Below are 16,117 nucleotides of genomic sequence, written 5' to 3'. Positions count from 1 at the left end.
AGGAGCGGACGGGCCGTACGCGTGGGGTCGGCCGACGTGGACGCCCGTGCGGTCAGCCGACGTGGACGCGCGGCCGGCGCGCGCGGTCCGGCTCGGCCTCGCGCAGCACCTCGCGGGTGACCGGCGCGACCTCGCCCTGACCGAACAGGAAGAACCGCAGGAACTGGGCGAACGGACTGCCCTCGGTCCACTCGAAGTACAGGTGCGGCCGCTGCCCGGTGCGGTCCCGGACGGTGAGCGCCAGCGCGGCGAGCGCGTTCGGGATGCTGGAGCTCTCCAGGGTCAGCACCCGGTAGCGCCCGTGCAGCACCTCGCCCCGGACGGTCAGCTCGGACTCGAAGTCGGAGGCGTCGCGGACGGTGACCTCGACGAAGACCAGGTCGTCCTCGCCGGGGATGTCGTTGTCGGCGCGGATCTGGCGGATCTTGTCGCGGTACTCCGCGTTGTCGCGGTTGCTGGGCTCGTTGGCGATCAGCCGCAGCGGGCGGTGCGCGTAGTCCCTGATGAAACGTTCCGCCGTGTCGTCCAGGACCACGTCGGTGACGCGCAGCTCGAAGGCGCGGCGCAGCCGGGAGAGCAGCGAGACCAGGATGATCCCGGCGATGAAGCAGGCGCCGATCTTCAGGCCGTCCGGCCGCTCCAGCACGTTCAGCACGGTGGTGTACAGGAAGATCGCCGAGATGGCCGCGAAGGCGACGGTCCAGCCGCGCTCGCGCTTCTTGTACGCGGCGATGGTCACCGCGATGGCGGCGGAGCTGATCAGCACCAGGACCCCGGTCGCGTACGCGCCGCCCTGGGCGTCCACGTCCGCGTCGAAGATCCAGGTGACCAGGAAGCCGATCAGGGTCAGCACGATCACCATCGGCCGCACCGCGCGGGCCCAGTGCGGGGCCATGCCGTAGCGCGGCAGGTAGCGGGGCAGCAGGTTGAGCATGCCCGCCATGGCGGAGGCGCCTGCGAACCAGAGGATCGCGATGGTGGACAGGTCGTAGACGCTGCCGAAGGTGCCGCCCAGGTACTCGTGCGCCAGGAAGGCCAGAGCACGTCCGTTGGCCTCGCCGCCGGCCTTGAACTGGTCGGCCGGGATGAGCAGCGTGGTGATGAAGCTGGTGGCGATCAGGAAGCAGCTCATGATCACGGCGGAGGTGGTCAGCAGCTTGCGGGTGCCGCGGATCCGGCCGGCCGGGTTCGCCGCGGTGTCGTCGGGGCCGCCCTTGATGTGCGGCATCACGGCGACGCCGGTCTCGAAGCCGGACAGGCCGAGCGCCAGCTTCGGGAAGGTCACCAGCGCCACCCCGACCATGATCACCGGGTTGCCGTGCTGGGCGGTCAGCGCGTCCGTCCAGTCGGTGACCACGTGCGGCGCCTCGACGATCTTCCAGAGGCCGACGGCCACCACGACCACGTTCAGCACCAGGTACGTCCCGACCAGGAACACCGCCAGGCCGATCGCCTCGCTGAAGCCCTTGAGGAAGACGGCGCCGAGCAGCGCGATCATGATCATCGTGAGCAGCACCTGCTTGTCGCCGAGCAGGCTGGTCAGGTGCGGGTTCTCCACCAGGTGCGCGCTCGCGTCGGCGGCGGAGAGCGTGATGGTGATCAGGAAGTCCGTGGCCGCGAAGCCCAGCAGCGCGAGGACGAACAGCTTGCCCTTCCAGAACGACAGCAGCCGCTCCAGCATCGCGATCGAGCCCTCACCGTGCGGGCTCTCCTTGGCCACCCGCCGGTAGACCGGCAGCGCGCCCAGCAGGGTGACCACCACCAGCACGATGGTGGCGATCGGCGACAGCACGCCCGCGGCGAGGGCCGCGATGCCCGGCTGGTAGCCGAGCGTCGAGAAGTAGTCCAGGCCGGTCAGGCACATCACCCGCCACCAGCGCTGGCCGGCGTGCGCACCGGGCGCGGCGGAGTCCCCCGCCGCCGCGTTCCCCGGCTCCCCCGGCTCCCCCGACTCCCCCGGCTCCGCGTTCCGGGACGACGCCTGCGGGGCGTCCTCCGCGGCGGACGGCTGCGCGGGCTTCGCCGCGCTCACGTCCTCCAGCAGCCACTCGCGGATGCGTATTCGCGCCGACGGCGCGTCCGACTCCGCCGTCTCCGTCGAACCCGACGAAACCACCTTGCACCTCTTGCTCAACGACCCCGTGAAAACGCCGTCGGGCGACGGCAGGGCGACACGCTATGCGACCGGCGTCAAGAAACCGCTATCGGCCCGCGTTAAGAAAACGTCATGGCCGCGCAGGTCGGCGCCGCGGGCCCCCGTCGGCGGGGCCGGCGGCGGGCACGGAAGGACCCCGGACCGGCGCTTCGGTCCGGGGTCCTTCCCGGGGAAATCCGGGGCTTTTTCCCTCGGGGGGGGGGGGGAGATCGGGCGGAGCCCGCGGGGTCAGGCCCGGTAGCCGAGGACGGTCATCATGCCCGTCTCCGCGTGGTAGACGTTGTGGCAGTGCACCATCCACAGGCCCGGGTTGTCGGCGTCGAAGTCGACGGCCAGGGTCTGCCCCGGCAGCACCACCGCGGTGTCCTTGCGCGGGCCGTCGCCGGGCAGCGCGAAGCTGTGGCCGTGCAGGTGGACGGGGTGCCACATGGCGGTGCTGTTGCGGAACTCCAGCCGGACCCGCTCGCCCGCCGCGACCGGGTGGCGCTGCGCCGGGTCGTACCTGCGGCCGTTGAACGCCCAGTCGGCCTTCGCCATCCCGCCGGTGAGCTCCAGCTTCACCGTGCGGTCCGGCGCCTTGGCGGGCAGCCGGACGCCCGGGGCCGCCTTCAGCTGCCCGGCGGTGACCAACCGGCCGTCCAGTTCGGCCGGGCGGACGGCGGCGTCGGGCGCGGCGCCGCCGCCGGTGCGCAGCACGGCCAGGGCGGTGGCGTTCTTGCCCTCGGCCAGCGCGGTCAGCGGGAAGACGCCGTCCTGGGCGGTGACCAGCACGTCGTAGCGCTCACCCATGCCGAGCAGCAGCGCCTGGGTGGTGGCCGGTTCGACCGGGAAACCGTCGGTGTGGGTGACGGTCAGCTCGTGGCCGCCGAGGGCGACCCGGTAGGCGGTGTCGCCGCCCGCGTTGACCAGGCGGATCCGGATCCGGTCGCCGGGCTTGGCGGTGAAGGTCTCGGGGGCGGTGGCGAGCCTGCCGTTGACCAGGTGGAACGGGTACGCGACGTCGCCGGCGTCACCGCCGAGCAGCGGGCTCGCGGCGCCCATCAGCATCCGGGAGGGTCCGGCGGCGCCCGGCGTCCCGGCCGCCCCCGCCATGTCGTGGCCCGGCATCCCGGACATCCCGGACATGTCGTGGCCCGGCATCCCGGACATGTCGTGCCCGGAGCCGCCCGAGTGGTCCATCCCGCCCATGCCCTTGGCGAGTTCGGCCAGGACGGCGTCCGGGGTGCTGCCGTCGATGCCGTCCACCCAGTCGTCCAGGACGACGACCCACTCCTTGTCGTAGGCCAGCGGCTCCTTGGGGTCCTCGACGATCAGCGGGGCGTACAGGCCGCGGTCCTGCTGGACGCCGGAGTGCGGGTGGAACCAGTAGGTGCCCGGGTGGGCGAGCGCGAAGCGGTACTCGAAGGAGGCGCCGGGCTTGACGTCGGCCTGGGTCAGGCCCGGTACGCCGTCCATGTCGTTGCGCAGCGCGAGGCCGTGCCAGTGCAGCGAGGTGGGCTGCGGCAGGTGGTTGGCGAGGGTGACGGCGAGCGTGTCGCCGAGGGTGGCGCGCACCTCCTGGCCGGGCAGGCGGTCGCCGTACGCCCAGCTGCGGACGGTGCGGCCGCCGAGGTCGAGGGTGGTCTCGGTGGCGGTGAGCGCGACCTTCCGCTCCGGGCCGGGGTTGCGCCGGGCCTCGGCGGCGGCGACCTCGGGGCCGTTCGGGGCGAGGTAGCCGGCCGGGGTGGCGGACGGCGCGGCCGGGCCGTTCGTGACGCCGTGGTTCATGGACCCGTGGTCCATGCCCTTCATGGAGCCGGAGGAACAGGCGGTGAGCAGGCCGGTCCCGGCGGCGGCGAGCGCGGCGCCGAGGACGGTACGACGGGTGGGTGTGCGCATGGCGGAGTGCACCTCGTGCGGTGGGTGTGGGCGTGCAGGACGTCGCGTCGGCCGTTCCGTGCGCGGGCGCCCCGGGGGGGCGCGAGCGGGCACGCGCAGGTGCGCGCGGGCGCGCCTGGGCGGGCGCGGGCACGGGACGGCGGGCGCGCGCCTACTGGCGCAGCACCGAGAGCCGGGTGAGGAGTGTCCGCCCGCCGCCGGGCGGGGGCTGGGCGCGGACGGCCCCCAGCAGCCGGGCCCGCACCTCGGCGGCGGTGTCGCCGCTGCGGCGCAGCAGCGGGCCGGTCAGCAGGAGCAGTACGGTCCAGCCGGCCAGGACGGCGAGGCAGACGGCCATCGCGTCCAGGCCGCCGGGGGCGTCGGGGTCCGCCGCGGCGGAGCTGCCGGTGAGCGCGGCGGAGAGCTCGGTGGGCGCGGCGGAGAGCTCCGTGACCGCGGCGGCGACGGGGGCGGGCGCGGCGGCCTCGCCGTGGTGGACGGCCCCCGCCGGGTGCATCGCGGCGGCGTGCGTGCCCGGGCCCTCGTGCCCGCCCGCGCCCGCAGGGCCGCCGTGGCCGCCGGCCGGGTGGCCGAGCGTGTGCATGGTCACGATGCCGAGCAGCAGGGCGGCGAGCAGCAGCAGGCGCGGCGCCCACGGCACCGGCGGGCCGAACGGCCGTGACCACACCATCCTCCGCCTCCCGTCGGCCCCGTCTCCGTGTACCCGGGCAGGGTATCCCGAACTCACCCCGGGAGCGGCGCCGGGGCGCCGCGGCGCGTTCACCCGGCCGGGCCGTCCGGGCCGTCCGCCGACGCAGCGGGGCCGGCGCCCAGCACGGCGGCCGCCACGTGCTCGCGGAACCAGCGGTGGCCCGGATCGGCGGAGTTGCGCGGGTGCCAGGCCATGCCCAGCTCCAGCGGGGCGAGGTCGAGCGGGATCGGGAAGGTGCGCAGGCCCAGCGCGGCGACGGTGTCCGGCAGCCAGTCCGCCGGGACGAGGGTGATCAGGTCGCTGTCCCGGGCCAGCAGCATCGCGCCGGTGTGGCTGGGCACGACGACCGCCACCCGGCGCCGCAGCCCGAGCCCCGCCAGCGCGGTGTCGATCGGCCCGAGCCGCTTGCCGCGCCGGGAGACGCCGATGTGGTCGGCGGCGGCGAAGCGCCGGGCGGTGATCCGGCGGCCGTCGAACAGCGGGTGGCCGGCGCGGGCGAGACCGACCAGCTCGGCGCTCAGCAGCGCGCGGGTGCGGATCTCCGGGTCCAGCTGCCCGAGCACGCCCAGCTCGACGTCCACCAGGCCCTGGCGCAGCGCCGGACCGCCCTCCAGGCTCTCCGGCAGGAACACCACGTCCACCCGCGGCGCCCCGGCCCGGACCCGCTCGGCAAGCGGGCCGGCCGTCCGCGCCAGCAGCAGTTCGCCGGCCTGCACGGTGAAGGTGCGGTCGAGGTGCACCGGGTCGAACCCGGCGCCGGGCCGCAGCACGTCGTCGCAGGCGCGCAGCAACGCGGCCACCTCCTCGCGCAGTTCGAGCGCCCGCGGGGTGGGGACGAGCCCCTGCCCGGCGCGCACCAGCAGCGGGTCCTCGACGGCGCGGCGCAGCCGGGCCAGCATCCGGCTGACCGCCGCCGGCGAGGTGCCGAGCCGCTCGGCCGCGCGGGTCACGCTGTTCTCCTGGAGCAGGGCGTCCAGCGCCCGCAACAGGTTGAGGTCCACGGCAGCACGCTCCTGAGCTGTATCTTTCCGTTCCCGGCAACTATCCGATGCCGATTCTTGCATTGTTCCCGCCCGGGGCCGCCGACGAAGGTGGGGGACGACCACGAAAGACCCTTCTGAGGAGTCCTCATGTCCCAGCACACCGACCGCTCCGACCGCGCCGGCGACGTGCTCGCCGTCGTCAGCCAGAGCGGCCCGACCGTCTCGTTCTTCGACGCCGCCACCGACCGGCACCTCGACACCGTCGAAATCCTCGCCGAGCCGCACGAGTTGTGCTTCGACCCGACGCAGCGGCTGCTCTGGTGCACCAGCGCGTACCACTCGGGCTACTACCACGCCAACAGCGGCCGCCGCACCGAGCTGACCGTCATCGACGCCGACACCCGCCGGATCGTCGAGGTGATCGATCTCGCCCCCGAACACGGCCCGCACGGGCTGGCGTTGGACACCGCGCGGAAGCGGCTCTACGTCAGCGTGGAGGCCGGCGAGGACCGCCCCGGCGGCGTCGTGGTCATCGACACCGGGACCCGCCGCCCGATCGGCCGGATCGACACCGACGCCCCCGGCCCGCACTGGTTCGCCATCTCCCCGGACGGCCGGACCGGCTTCGCCACCAACAAGGAGGCGCCCTTCGTCTCGGTCGTGGACCTCGAACGGGGCGTGCTGACCGCCAAGATCGAGGTCCCCGGCAGCGAGGGCCTGGCCGTCTCCCCCGACGGCACCCGGGTCTACGCGGCCGGGCCTTACGTCTCCACCACCACCCCCTCCACCGCGGCGCCGGGCGTCCGGGTCATCGACGTCGCGGCCGAGACCGTCACGGCCGTGCTCCCGCTGGAGTCCCCGGCACTGCCGGTGCACCTCACCTCGACCGGCCTGGTCCTGGCCGGCGAGGTCCGGCTGGCGCCCGACCCGGCCAACGCCCTGGGCCGCCAACTCCCGGGCCGCCTCACCGTGTTCGCGGCCGAGGACCATCGCCGGATCGGCTCCGTCGAGGTGGGCCTGTTCCCGCTCACCATCACTTCCTCCCCGGACGGCGCCCTGGCCTACGTCTCCAGCGTCGTCTCCTCCACCGTCGACGTCATCGACCTGGCCACCCTGACGCCGGTCTCCCGGCTGACCGTCCCGAAGCTCGCCGACCCGGGCGCCCACGGCCTGGCCTACCTCCCCCGCCCGGCCTGACCCCCGGACGGCACCCCCGCCCCAGGCCCCGCGCGCCCGAGCAGTCCGCGCGCGGGGCCTGGGGCGTTCCCACTGAAGGGTTGTGACGAACCGTCGGATGTCCACCTCGCGGGACCTCCGGCGGACGGGCGCGCCGGGCCACGGCCGGAGGAGGCGCACCCCCGGGACGCACACCCCCAGGACACGCACCGCGCCAAGTTCGCGGTTTTCCACGATGCCCGGGTGCGGCGGCCGCTGCCAGTCTGTGACCACCACCGCACCCCGCAGCCGGGGCGGGCCGATCCGCCACGGGTGACCGGCTGCCACGTGGAACGTCCAGAAGGGAATGCTTGTCATGAACAGGCGAATTCGCGCGGCCTCGCTCTGCGCCGTCCTCGCCGCCGCGGTCCTCGTCGGCGGTACCGCCCAGGCGTACGCCGCCTCGGCCTCTCCCGCGCCGGCGCAGGCCGCCGTGGCACCCGCCTCCGTGGCGCCCGCCGTCCAGGAAGGTGTGTCGGCGCAGGCGATCGACCTCTGGCGGTGGGCCGGCCAATACGAGTCCTACGTCGCCGCGCAGGCGGCGTACTGGGTGCTGTACGGCCTCGGGAGCGCCGTCCAGTACAAGATCGAGCAGGTCTGGGTCGGCAGCGCGTACGCGTGGGTGCTCTACATCCAGTGAGCCCCCCGGCGCCGGCACCGAGCCGCGCCACCCCCGGATCCGAACACCGCGAGCGTGACGCGCGTCCGCCCGCCCAGCCTCGAAGAGAGTGGGTCACCCCATGCAGCGCAAGACGTCCATGACCGGTCTGGGCCGCACGGCCGCCGGTGCCCTCACCGCCCTGTTGATGGCGGCCGGAGCGGTCGCCCTCGCCCCGTCCGCGCAGGCCTCGACCGGGCAGACCGGGCCGCAGGCGTCCGCGGCGCAGCGCCCGGTCGCCGAGAGCGAGGCTGCGAGTGCGCCGGCGCTCGCCGCCAAGCGTTCCACGAACGTCACCCTGACCAACAAGAGCGGGTCCGGCATGACCAAGACGTGGGAGAAGCTCGACCACGGCTGCTGGACGAACGACATGCTGCCGTCCGACTACATCCCCGACACCAAGTCGGCCACCTGGGAGAGCGAGTCCTGCGGGTTCGCGACCGGGACGGAGGGGAGCATCACCTACACGCTCGCCAGCGGCGGCGAGGTCAAGCTGCACTGGAACAACCCCTACTGGGGCAGCAACGACTACAACTGCGACGTCCCGTACGGATACAGCTGCTCCAGGAGCGGTGGCAGCGGGGACAACACCTCGGTGACGTTCGAGATCAAGCGCGCGTCCTGGGCTGCCGCGGCCGCGGCCACCGAGTCCCCGGCCGCCGAGGCCCCGGCCGCCGCGGAGGCGCCCGCCCTCATGAGTGCCGCCCGGAGCACCTCCGTCAACTTCACCAACAACTCGGGCAAGCTGCTCACCCGCTCCGGCGCGAGCCTGCAGTGGGGGATCTGGTCCGACAACGGGATGCCGCCGTCCATGGTCCAGTCCGGGGTCACCGCGAAGTGGGCGAGTGAGTCGGACGGCTTCATGACCGGCACGGAGGGCGACGTCACCTTCGACGTGCTCGGCGAGCAGGGCAAGGTGAAGGTGCACTGGAACAACCCCTACGCGGGCAGCAACGGCTACAGCTGCGATGCCCCGTGGGGCTACAAGTGCACCTGGCAGGGCGGCGGCGGCGACAACGCCGCGGTCTCCTTCACCCTGTCGAAGTCCTGATCGCGCCGGTCGGACCTGAGCCGTCCCCGCCCGGGTGCCTCCGTACCCGGGCGGGGACGGCACGGCTCTGCCACGGCCCCTCTACCGCCCCAGCACCGCGACGAGTTGGGTGCGCCGGGCGATCCGCAGCTTCCGGTAGGCGCTGGTGAGGTGCGTCTCCACGGTGCGGCGGGTGAGGCACAGCGCGGCGGAGATCTGGGCGTTGCTGTGCCCCGCCGCCGCCAGTTCGGCTACCCGCCGCTCGGCGGGGGTCAGCGCGTGCCCGCCGTTCCGGTTGCGCACCCCGCCCGCGCGCAGCGCCGCCGTCGTCAGGTCGAGCAGCCGGCCGCCGGCCGGCGTCCCGTCCTCCGCGGCGGGCCCGGCCAGCCGCAGCGCCACGGCGTGCGCCTCGCGCAGGGTGTCGCGGCCCTTGCGGCCGCTGCCCGCCTCGAGGTGGGCCCGGCCGAGGTCGACCAGCACCTCCACGAGTTCCACCGGCGCGTTGCCCGGCCGGAGCAGCTCGGCACCCTCGGTCAGCGACTCCAGGGCCGTCCTGCCGCCCACGGCCGCGGCGTACGCCCGCAGCGCCCGGCCGACGGTGCGCGCGGTGCCCCAGGTCCGGGCGTGGCGCAGCTCCTCCTCGGCGAGCTCGCGGGCCTCCTCCCGCCGGCCGAGCCGGACCAGCGCGAGCGCCGCCCCGGAACGCCAGGGCGTGGCGACCGGGCTGACGAAGTCCCGGGCGCTCTGGCCGGCTCCGCAGACCAGGTAGTCGTCGAGCGCCGCCTGCCAGTCGCCGTCCGCCGCGTGCAACAGGGCCCGGGTGTAGCTGAGTTCGTTCCACTCCCAGGAGCTGTCGCCGCCGGACGGGCCGGCCAGGGCCACCGCCTCCCACGCCCCGGCGCGCCGGCCCGTCTCCCGCCGGGCGGTCGCCACCATGGCCGCCAGGTGCGGCAGCCGGACGCCGTGGCCGGCGGTCGCGGCCACCAGCGGGGCGTTCTCGGCGACGACGCGCTCGAACTCCCCCGCCCAGAGCGCCGCCTCGGCCCGGACGCTGAGCAGGCACTGCAGCCCCACGTCCGTCAGGTCCGGCGGGACAGGCGGGGCGGGCAGGCACAGGTCGGTCAGCTCGCGGGCCTCCGCCAGGCGGTCCGCCCACTGCAGCAGGGTGGCCGCGCTGCCGAGCCAGGCGGTCCGCAGCCGCGGGTCCACCGGCGCCGCCAGCCGCGGCCGGACCCGGGCGAGCGCCTCGGCCGCCGAGCAGAGCCCGGCTCCGGCCTCGTACTCGGTGACCAGCCCGCACACCAGCGGCTCGATGGCGGGGGGCGCCGTCGGGGCGAGCGCGCGCAGGCCGGCCACGGCGCCGCGCCAGGCGTCGCTGTCATGGGAGGAGACGAGCGCGCCGAGGGTCTGCAGCACCTGGACGAGTTCGTCGTCGTCGGCCGTCCGGCTGGCCTGGTGGAGCACCCGCAGCGCGGTGTCCGGGTCCCGGCCCGCGACCAGGGCCGCGCTCAGGGCGGTCGCCGCGCTCGCGCGCTCCCGGTGGTCGGTGTGCAGTTCGAGCCCGGTGTGGAGCCTGCGGATCCCGGCGGTCGCGTTGTTCGGCAGCTCCAGGGCGCCCAGCCGCATAGTGAGGGCGGCCCGCCGGTCCGGGTCGAGCGGGGCGCTCAGGGCGTGCCGCAGGTACGCGGCGGAGGCCGCGACGTGGCCGGCCCGCATCGCCTCCTCGGCGGCGTCGGCCAGCGAGCGGGCCATCCACACCTCGTCCGGCCGGTCCACCCGCAGCAGCCGGGTGGCCACGGCCGTGGCCGGCGCACCGCTCTCGTCGAGCAGTTCCGCGACCCGGGTGCGCAGCGCGGCCACGGACTCCGGCGCGGCGGCGGCGAGCACGGCCTCCCGCGCCAGGGGGTGGCGCAGCAGCCGGCCGAGGCGGCGCACCGACCGCTCGCCCGGGGCGCGCCAGGAGGTGCAGAGGGCGGAGAACCGGTGCAGGAGGCCCGGGTCGGCCGGCATCCCCTCCTCGGCCGCGACGGCGAGGGCGAGGCAGGCGTGGCGCAGGCACGGATCGGCCCGCCTCAGCCAGTCGGCGAGTGTGTCGCGGTAGCGGCTGCGGGACCGGGCGGACGGCGGGCGGGGCAGCGGCCCCTCGGCGAGGTCGGCGACCAGGGCCCGCACCAGGGCCGGGTTGCCGACGCCCGCCTCGACGCAGGTCACGGTGGACTCCCGGTCCAGGCCGACGGCGCGGGCGAGGCGGACGACCGCGGCCGCGCTGAGCGGCCGGAGGACGACGGACCCGCCGGTGGGGGGCGGCAGGGCCGTCGGGTCGGACGGGTCGGCGCACTCGGTGGCCACCAGCAGGACGGGGAGGCCGGCGATGCGGCGGGCGAGGTAGCCGAGCCAGCGCCGGGACGGCTCGTCGGCGAGGTGCAGGTCGTCCACCGCGAGCAGGGCCGGCCGCTCGGCGGCGGACCGGGCCAGTCGCGTCACCAGCCGGTGGAACAGCCGCTGTTCGTCCGGCCCGGCCGGCGCCGAGAAGGGCACGGCCGCGTCGTCCGCGAAGAGCTGCCGGACGAGACCGAACGGGAACGCCGTCTCCTCCCGTACGCCGCGCGCGCGGACGACGCGCATGGCGTCGCCGGCGGCCTGTTGCCGGACGATCGCCTCCAGCGCGGCGGTCCGGCCCAGACCGGCCACCGGCGCCGAGAGCAGGAGCCGGCGTCCGCCGCCCGCCCGGGCGGCCGCAGCGGCTGTCGCAGCCATGCCAAGCACCTCGTCGCGCTCCAGGAGCATGTAATCCCGTCCCTTTCCCGTGTTCGTCCCGCGGCACCGGCCCGGGGTCGCACCGCCCTCCCGGCCGCCGGTCCCGCAGTCGTCGGAGCCGAATTCCCCCGGAATTCCGCAAGGCTCCCTTACCGGTCGGATCTTCACCCGAAGACGACAGGATCCGACGCACCCGCACCGAAAAAGGCGGGATCACGCTCGTGGCAGAGCCTGATCTCGCCGCTGTTATCACGTTTCATGCACGAACTTTCCGTCCGCCGGAGCCGGCCCGTCAGCTGGGAGCCCATCCGGCGCACCGTGCGCAGCGACAGCCGGCGGCGTCGGGAGGCCACCTCGCCGGTGCAACCGATGCCGAGCGGGAGCAGCCGATGCCGAGCAGGAACAGCGACTCCCGCTCCTTGGGTCGTCAGGTCGCGCCCGTCGCGGGGCGCCGTCCGGCCACCCCCGGGCCGGCCGCCGTTCAGGCGCCACACGTTCCCGCCACACGGACGACCCGACGCCCGCCCCCAGGAGTGAGATGGGCGGAGTTTCGCCCCCACGGCGCCGAATTCTTCACCGGAGCACCACCGCCGCACCATGCACGGTGACTCGGCGTACACGGCTCCGGCGGGAAGGGCCCGGCGTCCGCACCTGCCGAAGCCCGCACAATCCGCCCGATCGGGCGCCGCCGTCACCGCCCCCCTGTCCGCTTTTCGCACCGATATCCGCGATTCATACCCCCGTCACTCACGGCGAGCCAACTGGAACCATTTCCTCCCGTTTCCCGGCGGCACGCCGCACATTTCCGCCGGAGGCGCTGTCGGCGCACCGGTCGACGAATGGTGGCCACGGTCACGTTTCGCCGTCCCGGCCGTGTCAGGAATCCGTAAGGAACGCACTGGACAACGCACCCGAACCCACCGGGAGATCACCAGGTCAGCACGCCGGGCGGCGTACCGGACGGCATCCCGGCATTCGGCCGCCCCCACCGGTCGGCACGCTGTCGGGCAGCCGGGATCGTTAATGTGCGTGCAATAGAGCCGCTGTAGCGTGGATCCGGATGAGGCGTCCACGAAGCGGAATTCACCCGAGGACAGCCCGCGCCCGCGCCCGGCGGAAGATCGGTGTCGGCGACCGGATGAACAGCAGGAGGAGAAGAAGATGATCGACCACGACCTCAGGAACACGCCCCGGCCGAGACACCTCGCCGCAGCTCAGGCGGCCGTCGTGGCCGGGACGAGGGCCGGCGCCGGCCGGGAGGGCCGCGACGTCTACGTACCGGGACGCCTCGACCCCGTCGAGGACGAACACCTGTCACCTCCCGAGCCGGGCGTCTCCTTACGCACCGTCGAACTGGCCAACCTGGGGATCAGGCGCGCCCTCGTCCACCAGCAGGTCGAGGCCGCCCTCGCGGCGGAGGAGGACCGCGGCAACCCGTGCGGCATGTGGTCGGCGGTCATGACGCTCCTCTACACCGGCGACATCGTCACCGCGCACGCCGAGTGCCGCCGACTGGCCGACGACCCCCGCTGGTCGGGCTCACCGCGGCACCAGGAGGTACTGACCCTGCTGCGCGCGCGGATCAGCCTGCTGGAGGGCCACGGCCTCGAGGCGTCCGGCCTGCTCACCGCACAGCTGACCCGCGGGATCTCGCCGCACCTCGGCGGGCTCGCCGTCGCCTGGCTCATCGAGGCGCACGTCCTGGCCGGCGAACTGGGGCACGCGCACCAGGTGCTGCGGGCGCACGGCCTGGCCGGCCGGCTCGACACCGGCCGCCCGGACCTCGTCCACACCCTGGCCGCGCGCGGCGCACTGCAGCAGGCGGCCGGCCAGTTCCAGCACAGCCTGAAGGACTTCCTGGCGTGCGGACGGCTGCTCGCCGAGCACCAGGTCGCCAACCCCGCCGTCATTCCCTGGCGTTCCCGGGCCTCGGCGGCCGCGCTCGCGGCCCACCAGGGCGGCCTCGCACTCGCCCTGGCCGAGGAGGAACTGGCCGCGGCCCGCACCTGGGGCTCACCGCGCTGCATCGGCCTGGCGCTGCACGCCCTCGCGGTCGCCCGCCGGGACGACACCTCGGTCGCACTCCTGGAGGAGGCCGTGGTGCTGCTCCATCTCGCCTACGCCTGGGGCGAGTTGATCCAGGTCCTGTACGACCTCGGGACCCTGCGGATCGACACCGAGAACCGGTCCGCGGGCCGCCGTCACCTGGAGGCCGCCCTCGTGGTGGCCCGGGAGAGCGGCAACCGGCGCTGGCAGCGCCGCCTGTGGTCCGCCCTGGACCGCCTGGACGCCCCCAGCCTCACCAGCCAGGAACTGCACATCGGCCAGCTGGCCAGCGCCGGCTACAGCAACCGGCAGATCGCCGAGACCCTCTTCCTGGCGACCCGCACCGTCGAGTTCCACCTGTCGAGCGTCTACCGCAAACTCGCCATCTCCGGCCGGAGCGAGCTGCACTCCGCACTCGACACCCAGCGCCTTTCGTCCTTCCGGCTCGACCACTGTTACTCCGCCGTCTGACCCCGCCGTTCATCCGCCGCTCACCCGTGGTTCGGGTGGGCGGCGTTTCGCATTCCGGGCCCTTTCCGTTCCGCCCGCGGGCCGCTTCACCGGGCCCGACAGGGGCCTACGGGCGACCCGCAAGGGATCCTGCGGGTCGCCCGTAGGCTTGCCGGTGGAGCCTTGTAGCGCGACAGCCGATCATGCGAACGTCGAGTGGTCGGACATTCGACCCGCGAGTCCGAAGAGGCGGGTCGAGAATCCCTCCCCACCGCCGAGGAAGTAGGCGCTCCATGCTCCAGCAGAACACCACCAAGCGCATCGGGTACTGGCTTCTGCATTTGCACCAGCTCTTCGACGAGGCCACCGCGAAGGCCCTCGCGGAAGAGGATCTGAACCGGCGGCAGTGGCAGGTTCTGCACGCCATCAGTATCGGGGTGCGGACCGTCGCGGACATCGACGCGGCATTCTCCCCCTTCCTGGTCGTGGACCGCGCCGACTCCTACCGGTCGGTGGTCGACGGATTCGTGGACCGCGGCTGGGTGCTCCGCCAGGGCGACACGGTGACGCTCACCGAATCCGGCGCCGCGGCGCACCTGCGGGCCGAGGTCCTGGTGAACGACCACGCGGCCCACTCGCTCGCCGGAATCTCCGAAGCCGAATTCCTCGCCGCCAACGACGTCCTGGCCCGCATCGCCGCCAACATCGAGAAATCGTAGGGATTTCCCGACATTCACCCCCCCCTGGGACCGGCTCCCCGGACGCTCTGGAGATTCACATGGACGCTTCAGTCATTGTCGTCGGCGCCGGGCCGGCCGGGCTCATGCTGGCCGGAGAACTGCGTCTCGCGGGCGTCGACACGATCGTGCTCGACCGGCTGCCGGAACGGACCGGCGAGTCGCGCGGGATCGGCTTCACCATCCGCACGATGGAGGTGTTCGACCAGCGCGGCCTGCTGCCCCGGTTCGGCGAGATCCGGACGAGCCAGGACGGGCACTTCGGCGGCCTCCCCCTGGACCTGGCCTCCCTGGACGCCGCCCACGCGTCGGCGCGCGGTGTCCCCCAGTCCGCCACCGAGTCCGTACTGGAGTCCTGGGCGCGGGAGTTGGGCGCCGACATCCGGCGCGGCACGGAGGTCACCGGCCTGGCCGAGGACGGCGAAGGCGTGACCGTGGTCCTCCGGGACTCGGCCCGCGCGCTGCGGGCCCGCTACGTGGTGGGCTGCGACGGCGGTCGCAGCACCGTCCGCAAGCTCGCCGGGTTCGACTTCCCCGGCACGCCCGCGACCACCGAGCTGTTCCTCGCCGACCTCAAGGGCGTGGACCTGGAACCCCGGATGACCGGGCAGCCCACCGACGGCGGCCTGGTGATGGTGGCCGAGCTGCCCGGCGGCATCCACCGGATCATCGTCGGGGAGCGCGGCACCCCGCCGCGACGCCGTTCGGGGCCGCCGGAGTTCGACGAGGTCGCCGACGTGTGGAAGCGGCTCACGGGCATCGACCTCACCGGTGCCGAGCCGGTCTGGGTGAGCTCGTTCAGCGACGCCGCCCGGCTGGTCACCGAGTACCGCCGCGGCCGGGTGCTGCTCGCCGGGGACGCCGCGCACGTCCACCTCCCCGCGGGCGGCCAGGGCATGAACACCTCCGTCCAGGACTCGGTCAACCTGGGCTGGAAGCTCGCCGCGGTGGTGCGGGGCACGGCGCCCGAGGCGCTGCTCGACAGCTACCACGAGGAGCGGTACGAGGTCGGCCGCCGGCTGCTGGCCAACACCCGGGCGCAGAGCCTGCTGATCCTCGGCGGCGAGGAGGTCTCCCCCGTACGGGAGACGCTCGGCGAACTCCTCGTCCACCCCGAGGTGGTCCGCCACCTCGCGGCGCGGGTCAGCGGCCTCGACATCCGGTACGACGTCGGCAGCGGGCGCAATCCGCTGCTCGGTGCGCGCCTTCCGCACCTCGACCTGGCCTGGGAGCGCGGTCGCACCACGAGCACCGCGCTCCTGCGCACCGGGCGCGGCGTGCTGCTCGACCTCGACGACAACGCGACGCTGCGCGGGCGGGCCGACGCCTGGCGGGACCGGATCGACATCGTGACGGCGACCCCCGTCGGCGTCCCGGACGGCAGTGACCTGAAGGGGACCTCGGCGGTGCTCGTGCGCCCGGACGGACACGTCGCCTGGGCCGCCCCCGGCAGCCACCACGACCTACCGATGGCCCTGGACCGCTGGTTCGGGCCCGCTCGACAAGCAAGGGAGTAG

The 16,117-nt window shown here is 74.3% G+C and carries 11 protein-coding genes; 6 read left to right on the top strand and 5 right to left on the bottom strand.

The features are described from left to right. Positions 1-52: 52 nt before the first annotated feature. From ABZW03_RS03090 to ABZW03_RS03075, 4 genes are all read right to left on the bottom strand, one after another. On the bottom strand, positions 53-2,116 hold the full coding sequence (locus ABZW03_RS03090) for an amino acid transporter (RefSeq protein WP_355251300.1): 2,064 nt from the start codon (positions 2,114-2,116) through the stop codon (positions 53-55). Positions 2,117-2,383: 267 nt separating this feature from the next. Continuing rightward, a complete protein-coding gene (locus ABZW03_RS03085; RefSeq protein ID WP_355251297.1) occupies positions 2,384-4,033 on the bottom strand; it encodes a multicopper oxidase family protein in 1,650 nt (549 codons plus the stop codon). 151 nt (positions 4,034-4,184) lie between these two features. Then, the gene (locus ABZW03_RS03080; protein WP_355251294.1) at positions 4,185-4,703 is read right to left on the bottom strand and encodes a hypothetical protein; all 519 of its coding nucleotides are present in this window, start codon (positions 4,701-4,703) and stop codon (positions 4,185-4,187) included. Positions 4,704-4,792: 89 nt separating this feature from the next. Then, positions 4,793-5,725, bottom strand: coding sequence for a LysR family transcriptional regulator (locus ABZW03_RS03075; RefSeq protein WP_355251291.1), 933 nt, complete (start codon positions 5,723-5,725; stop codon positions 4,793-4,795). A gap of 129 nt (positions 5,726-5,854) precedes the next feature. Here ABZW03_RS03075 and ABZW03_RS03070 point away from each other — a divergent pair, with 129 nt between their 5' ends. From ABZW03_RS03070 to ABZW03_RS03060, 3 genes are all read left to right on the top strand, one after another. Next, a complete protein-coding gene (locus ABZW03_RS03070) occupies positions 5,855-6,904 on the top strand; it encodes a YncE family protein (RefSeq protein ID WP_355251288.1) in 1,050 nt (349 codons plus the stop codon). Between the two features lie 334 nt (positions 6,905-7,238). After that, positions 7,239-7,562 carry a hypothetical protein gene (locus ABZW03_RS03065; protein WP_355251285.1) on the top strand — a complete coding sequence of 108 codons (324 nt, stop codon included), beginning with the start codon at positions 7,239-7,241 and terminating at the stop codon, positions 7,560-7,562. A gap of 100 nt (positions 7,563-7,662) precedes the next feature. Beyond that, complete coding sequence (locus tag ABZW03_RS03060) at positions 7,663-8,631, top strand: Crystal protein ET79 (RefSeq protein WP_355251282.1); 969 nt, start codon at positions 7,663-7,665, stop codon at positions 8,629-8,631. Positions 8,632-8,712: 81 nt separating this feature from the next. On the opposite strand, the gene ABZW03_RS03055 is transcribed toward ABZW03_RS03060, so the two are convergent. Continuing rightward, positions 8,713-11,397: a LuxR family transcriptional regulator gene (locus ABZW03_RS03055; RefSeq protein ID WP_355251279.1), complete on the bottom strand. Its 2,685-nt coding sequence runs from the start codon at positions 11,395-11,397 to the stop codon at positions 8,713-8,715. A gap of 1,131 nt (positions 11,398-12,528) precedes the next feature. Here ABZW03_RS03055 and ABZW03_RS03050 point away from each other — a divergent pair. The 3 genes from ABZW03_RS03050 (at position 12,529) to ABZW03_RS03040 (ending at position 16,117) form a co-directional block, all read left to right on the top strand. Next, positions 12,529-13,884, top strand: a complete 1,356-nt coding sequence (locus ABZW03_RS03050) for a helix-turn-helix transcriptional regulator (RefSeq protein WP_355251276.1) — start codon at positions 12,529-12,531, stop codon at positions 13,882-13,884. Between the two features lie 272 nt (positions 13,885-14,156). Next, positions 14,157-14,582, top strand: a complete 426-nt coding sequence (locus ABZW03_RS03045) for a MarR family winged helix-turn-helix transcriptional regulator (protein ID WP_355251273.1) — start codon at positions 14,157-14,159, stop codon at positions 14,580-14,582. Between the two features lie 59 nt (positions 14,583-14,641). Further along, entirely contained in the window at positions 14,642-16,117 is a 1,476-nt protein-coding gene (locus tag ABZW03_RS03040; RefSeq protein ID WP_355251270.1) for an FAD-dependent monooxygenase, read from the top strand.

Source organism: Kitasatospora sp. NPDC004799, from assembly GCF_040609095.1.
Classification (GTDB): domain Bacteria; phylum Actinomycetota; class Actinomycetes; order Streptomycetales; family Streptomycetaceae; genus Kitasatospora.
This window is presented reverse-complemented; position numbering and strand designations above follow the sequence as displayed.

Excerpts from the sequence above, each read along its gene's own strand:
- ABZW03_RS03085 (WP_355251297.1), bottom strand. The coding sequence starts at position 4,033 with ATGCGCACACCCACCCGTCGTACCGTCCTCGGCGCCGCGCTCGCCGCC.
- ABZW03_RS03080 (WP_355251294.1), bottom strand. The coding sequence starts at position 4,703 with ATGGTGTGGTCACGGCCGTTCGGCCCGCCGGTGCCGTGGGCGCCGCGC.
- ABZW03_RS03070 (WP_355251288.1), top strand. The coding sequence starts at position 5,855 with ATGTCCCAGCACACCGACCGCTCCGACCGCGCCGGCGACGTGCTCGCC.
- ABZW03_RS03065 (WP_355251285.1), top strand. The coding sequence starts at position 7,239 with ATGAACAGGCGAATTCGCGCGGCCTCGCTCTGCGCCGTCCTCGCCGCC.
- ABZW03_RS03060 (WP_355251282.1), top strand. The coding sequence starts at position 7,663 with ATGCAGCGCAAGACGTCCATGACCGGTCTGGGCCGCACGGCCGCCGGT.
- ABZW03_RS03055 (WP_355251279.1), bottom strand. The coding sequence starts at position 11,397 with ATGCTCCTGGAGCGCGACGAGGTGCTTGGCATGGCTGCGACAGCCGCT.
- ABZW03_RS03050 (WP_355251276.1), top strand. The coding sequence starts at position 12,529 with ATGATCGACCACGACCTCAGGAACACGCCCCGGCCGAGACACCTCGCC.
- ABZW03_RS03045 (WP_355251273.1), top strand. The coding sequence starts at position 14,157 with ATGCTCCAGCAGAACACCACCAAGCGCATCGGGTACTGGCTTCTGCAT.
- ABZW03_RS03040 (WP_355251270.1), top strand. The coding sequence starts at position 14,642 with ATGGACGCTTCAGTCATTGTCGTCGGCGCCGGGCCGGCCGGGCTCATG.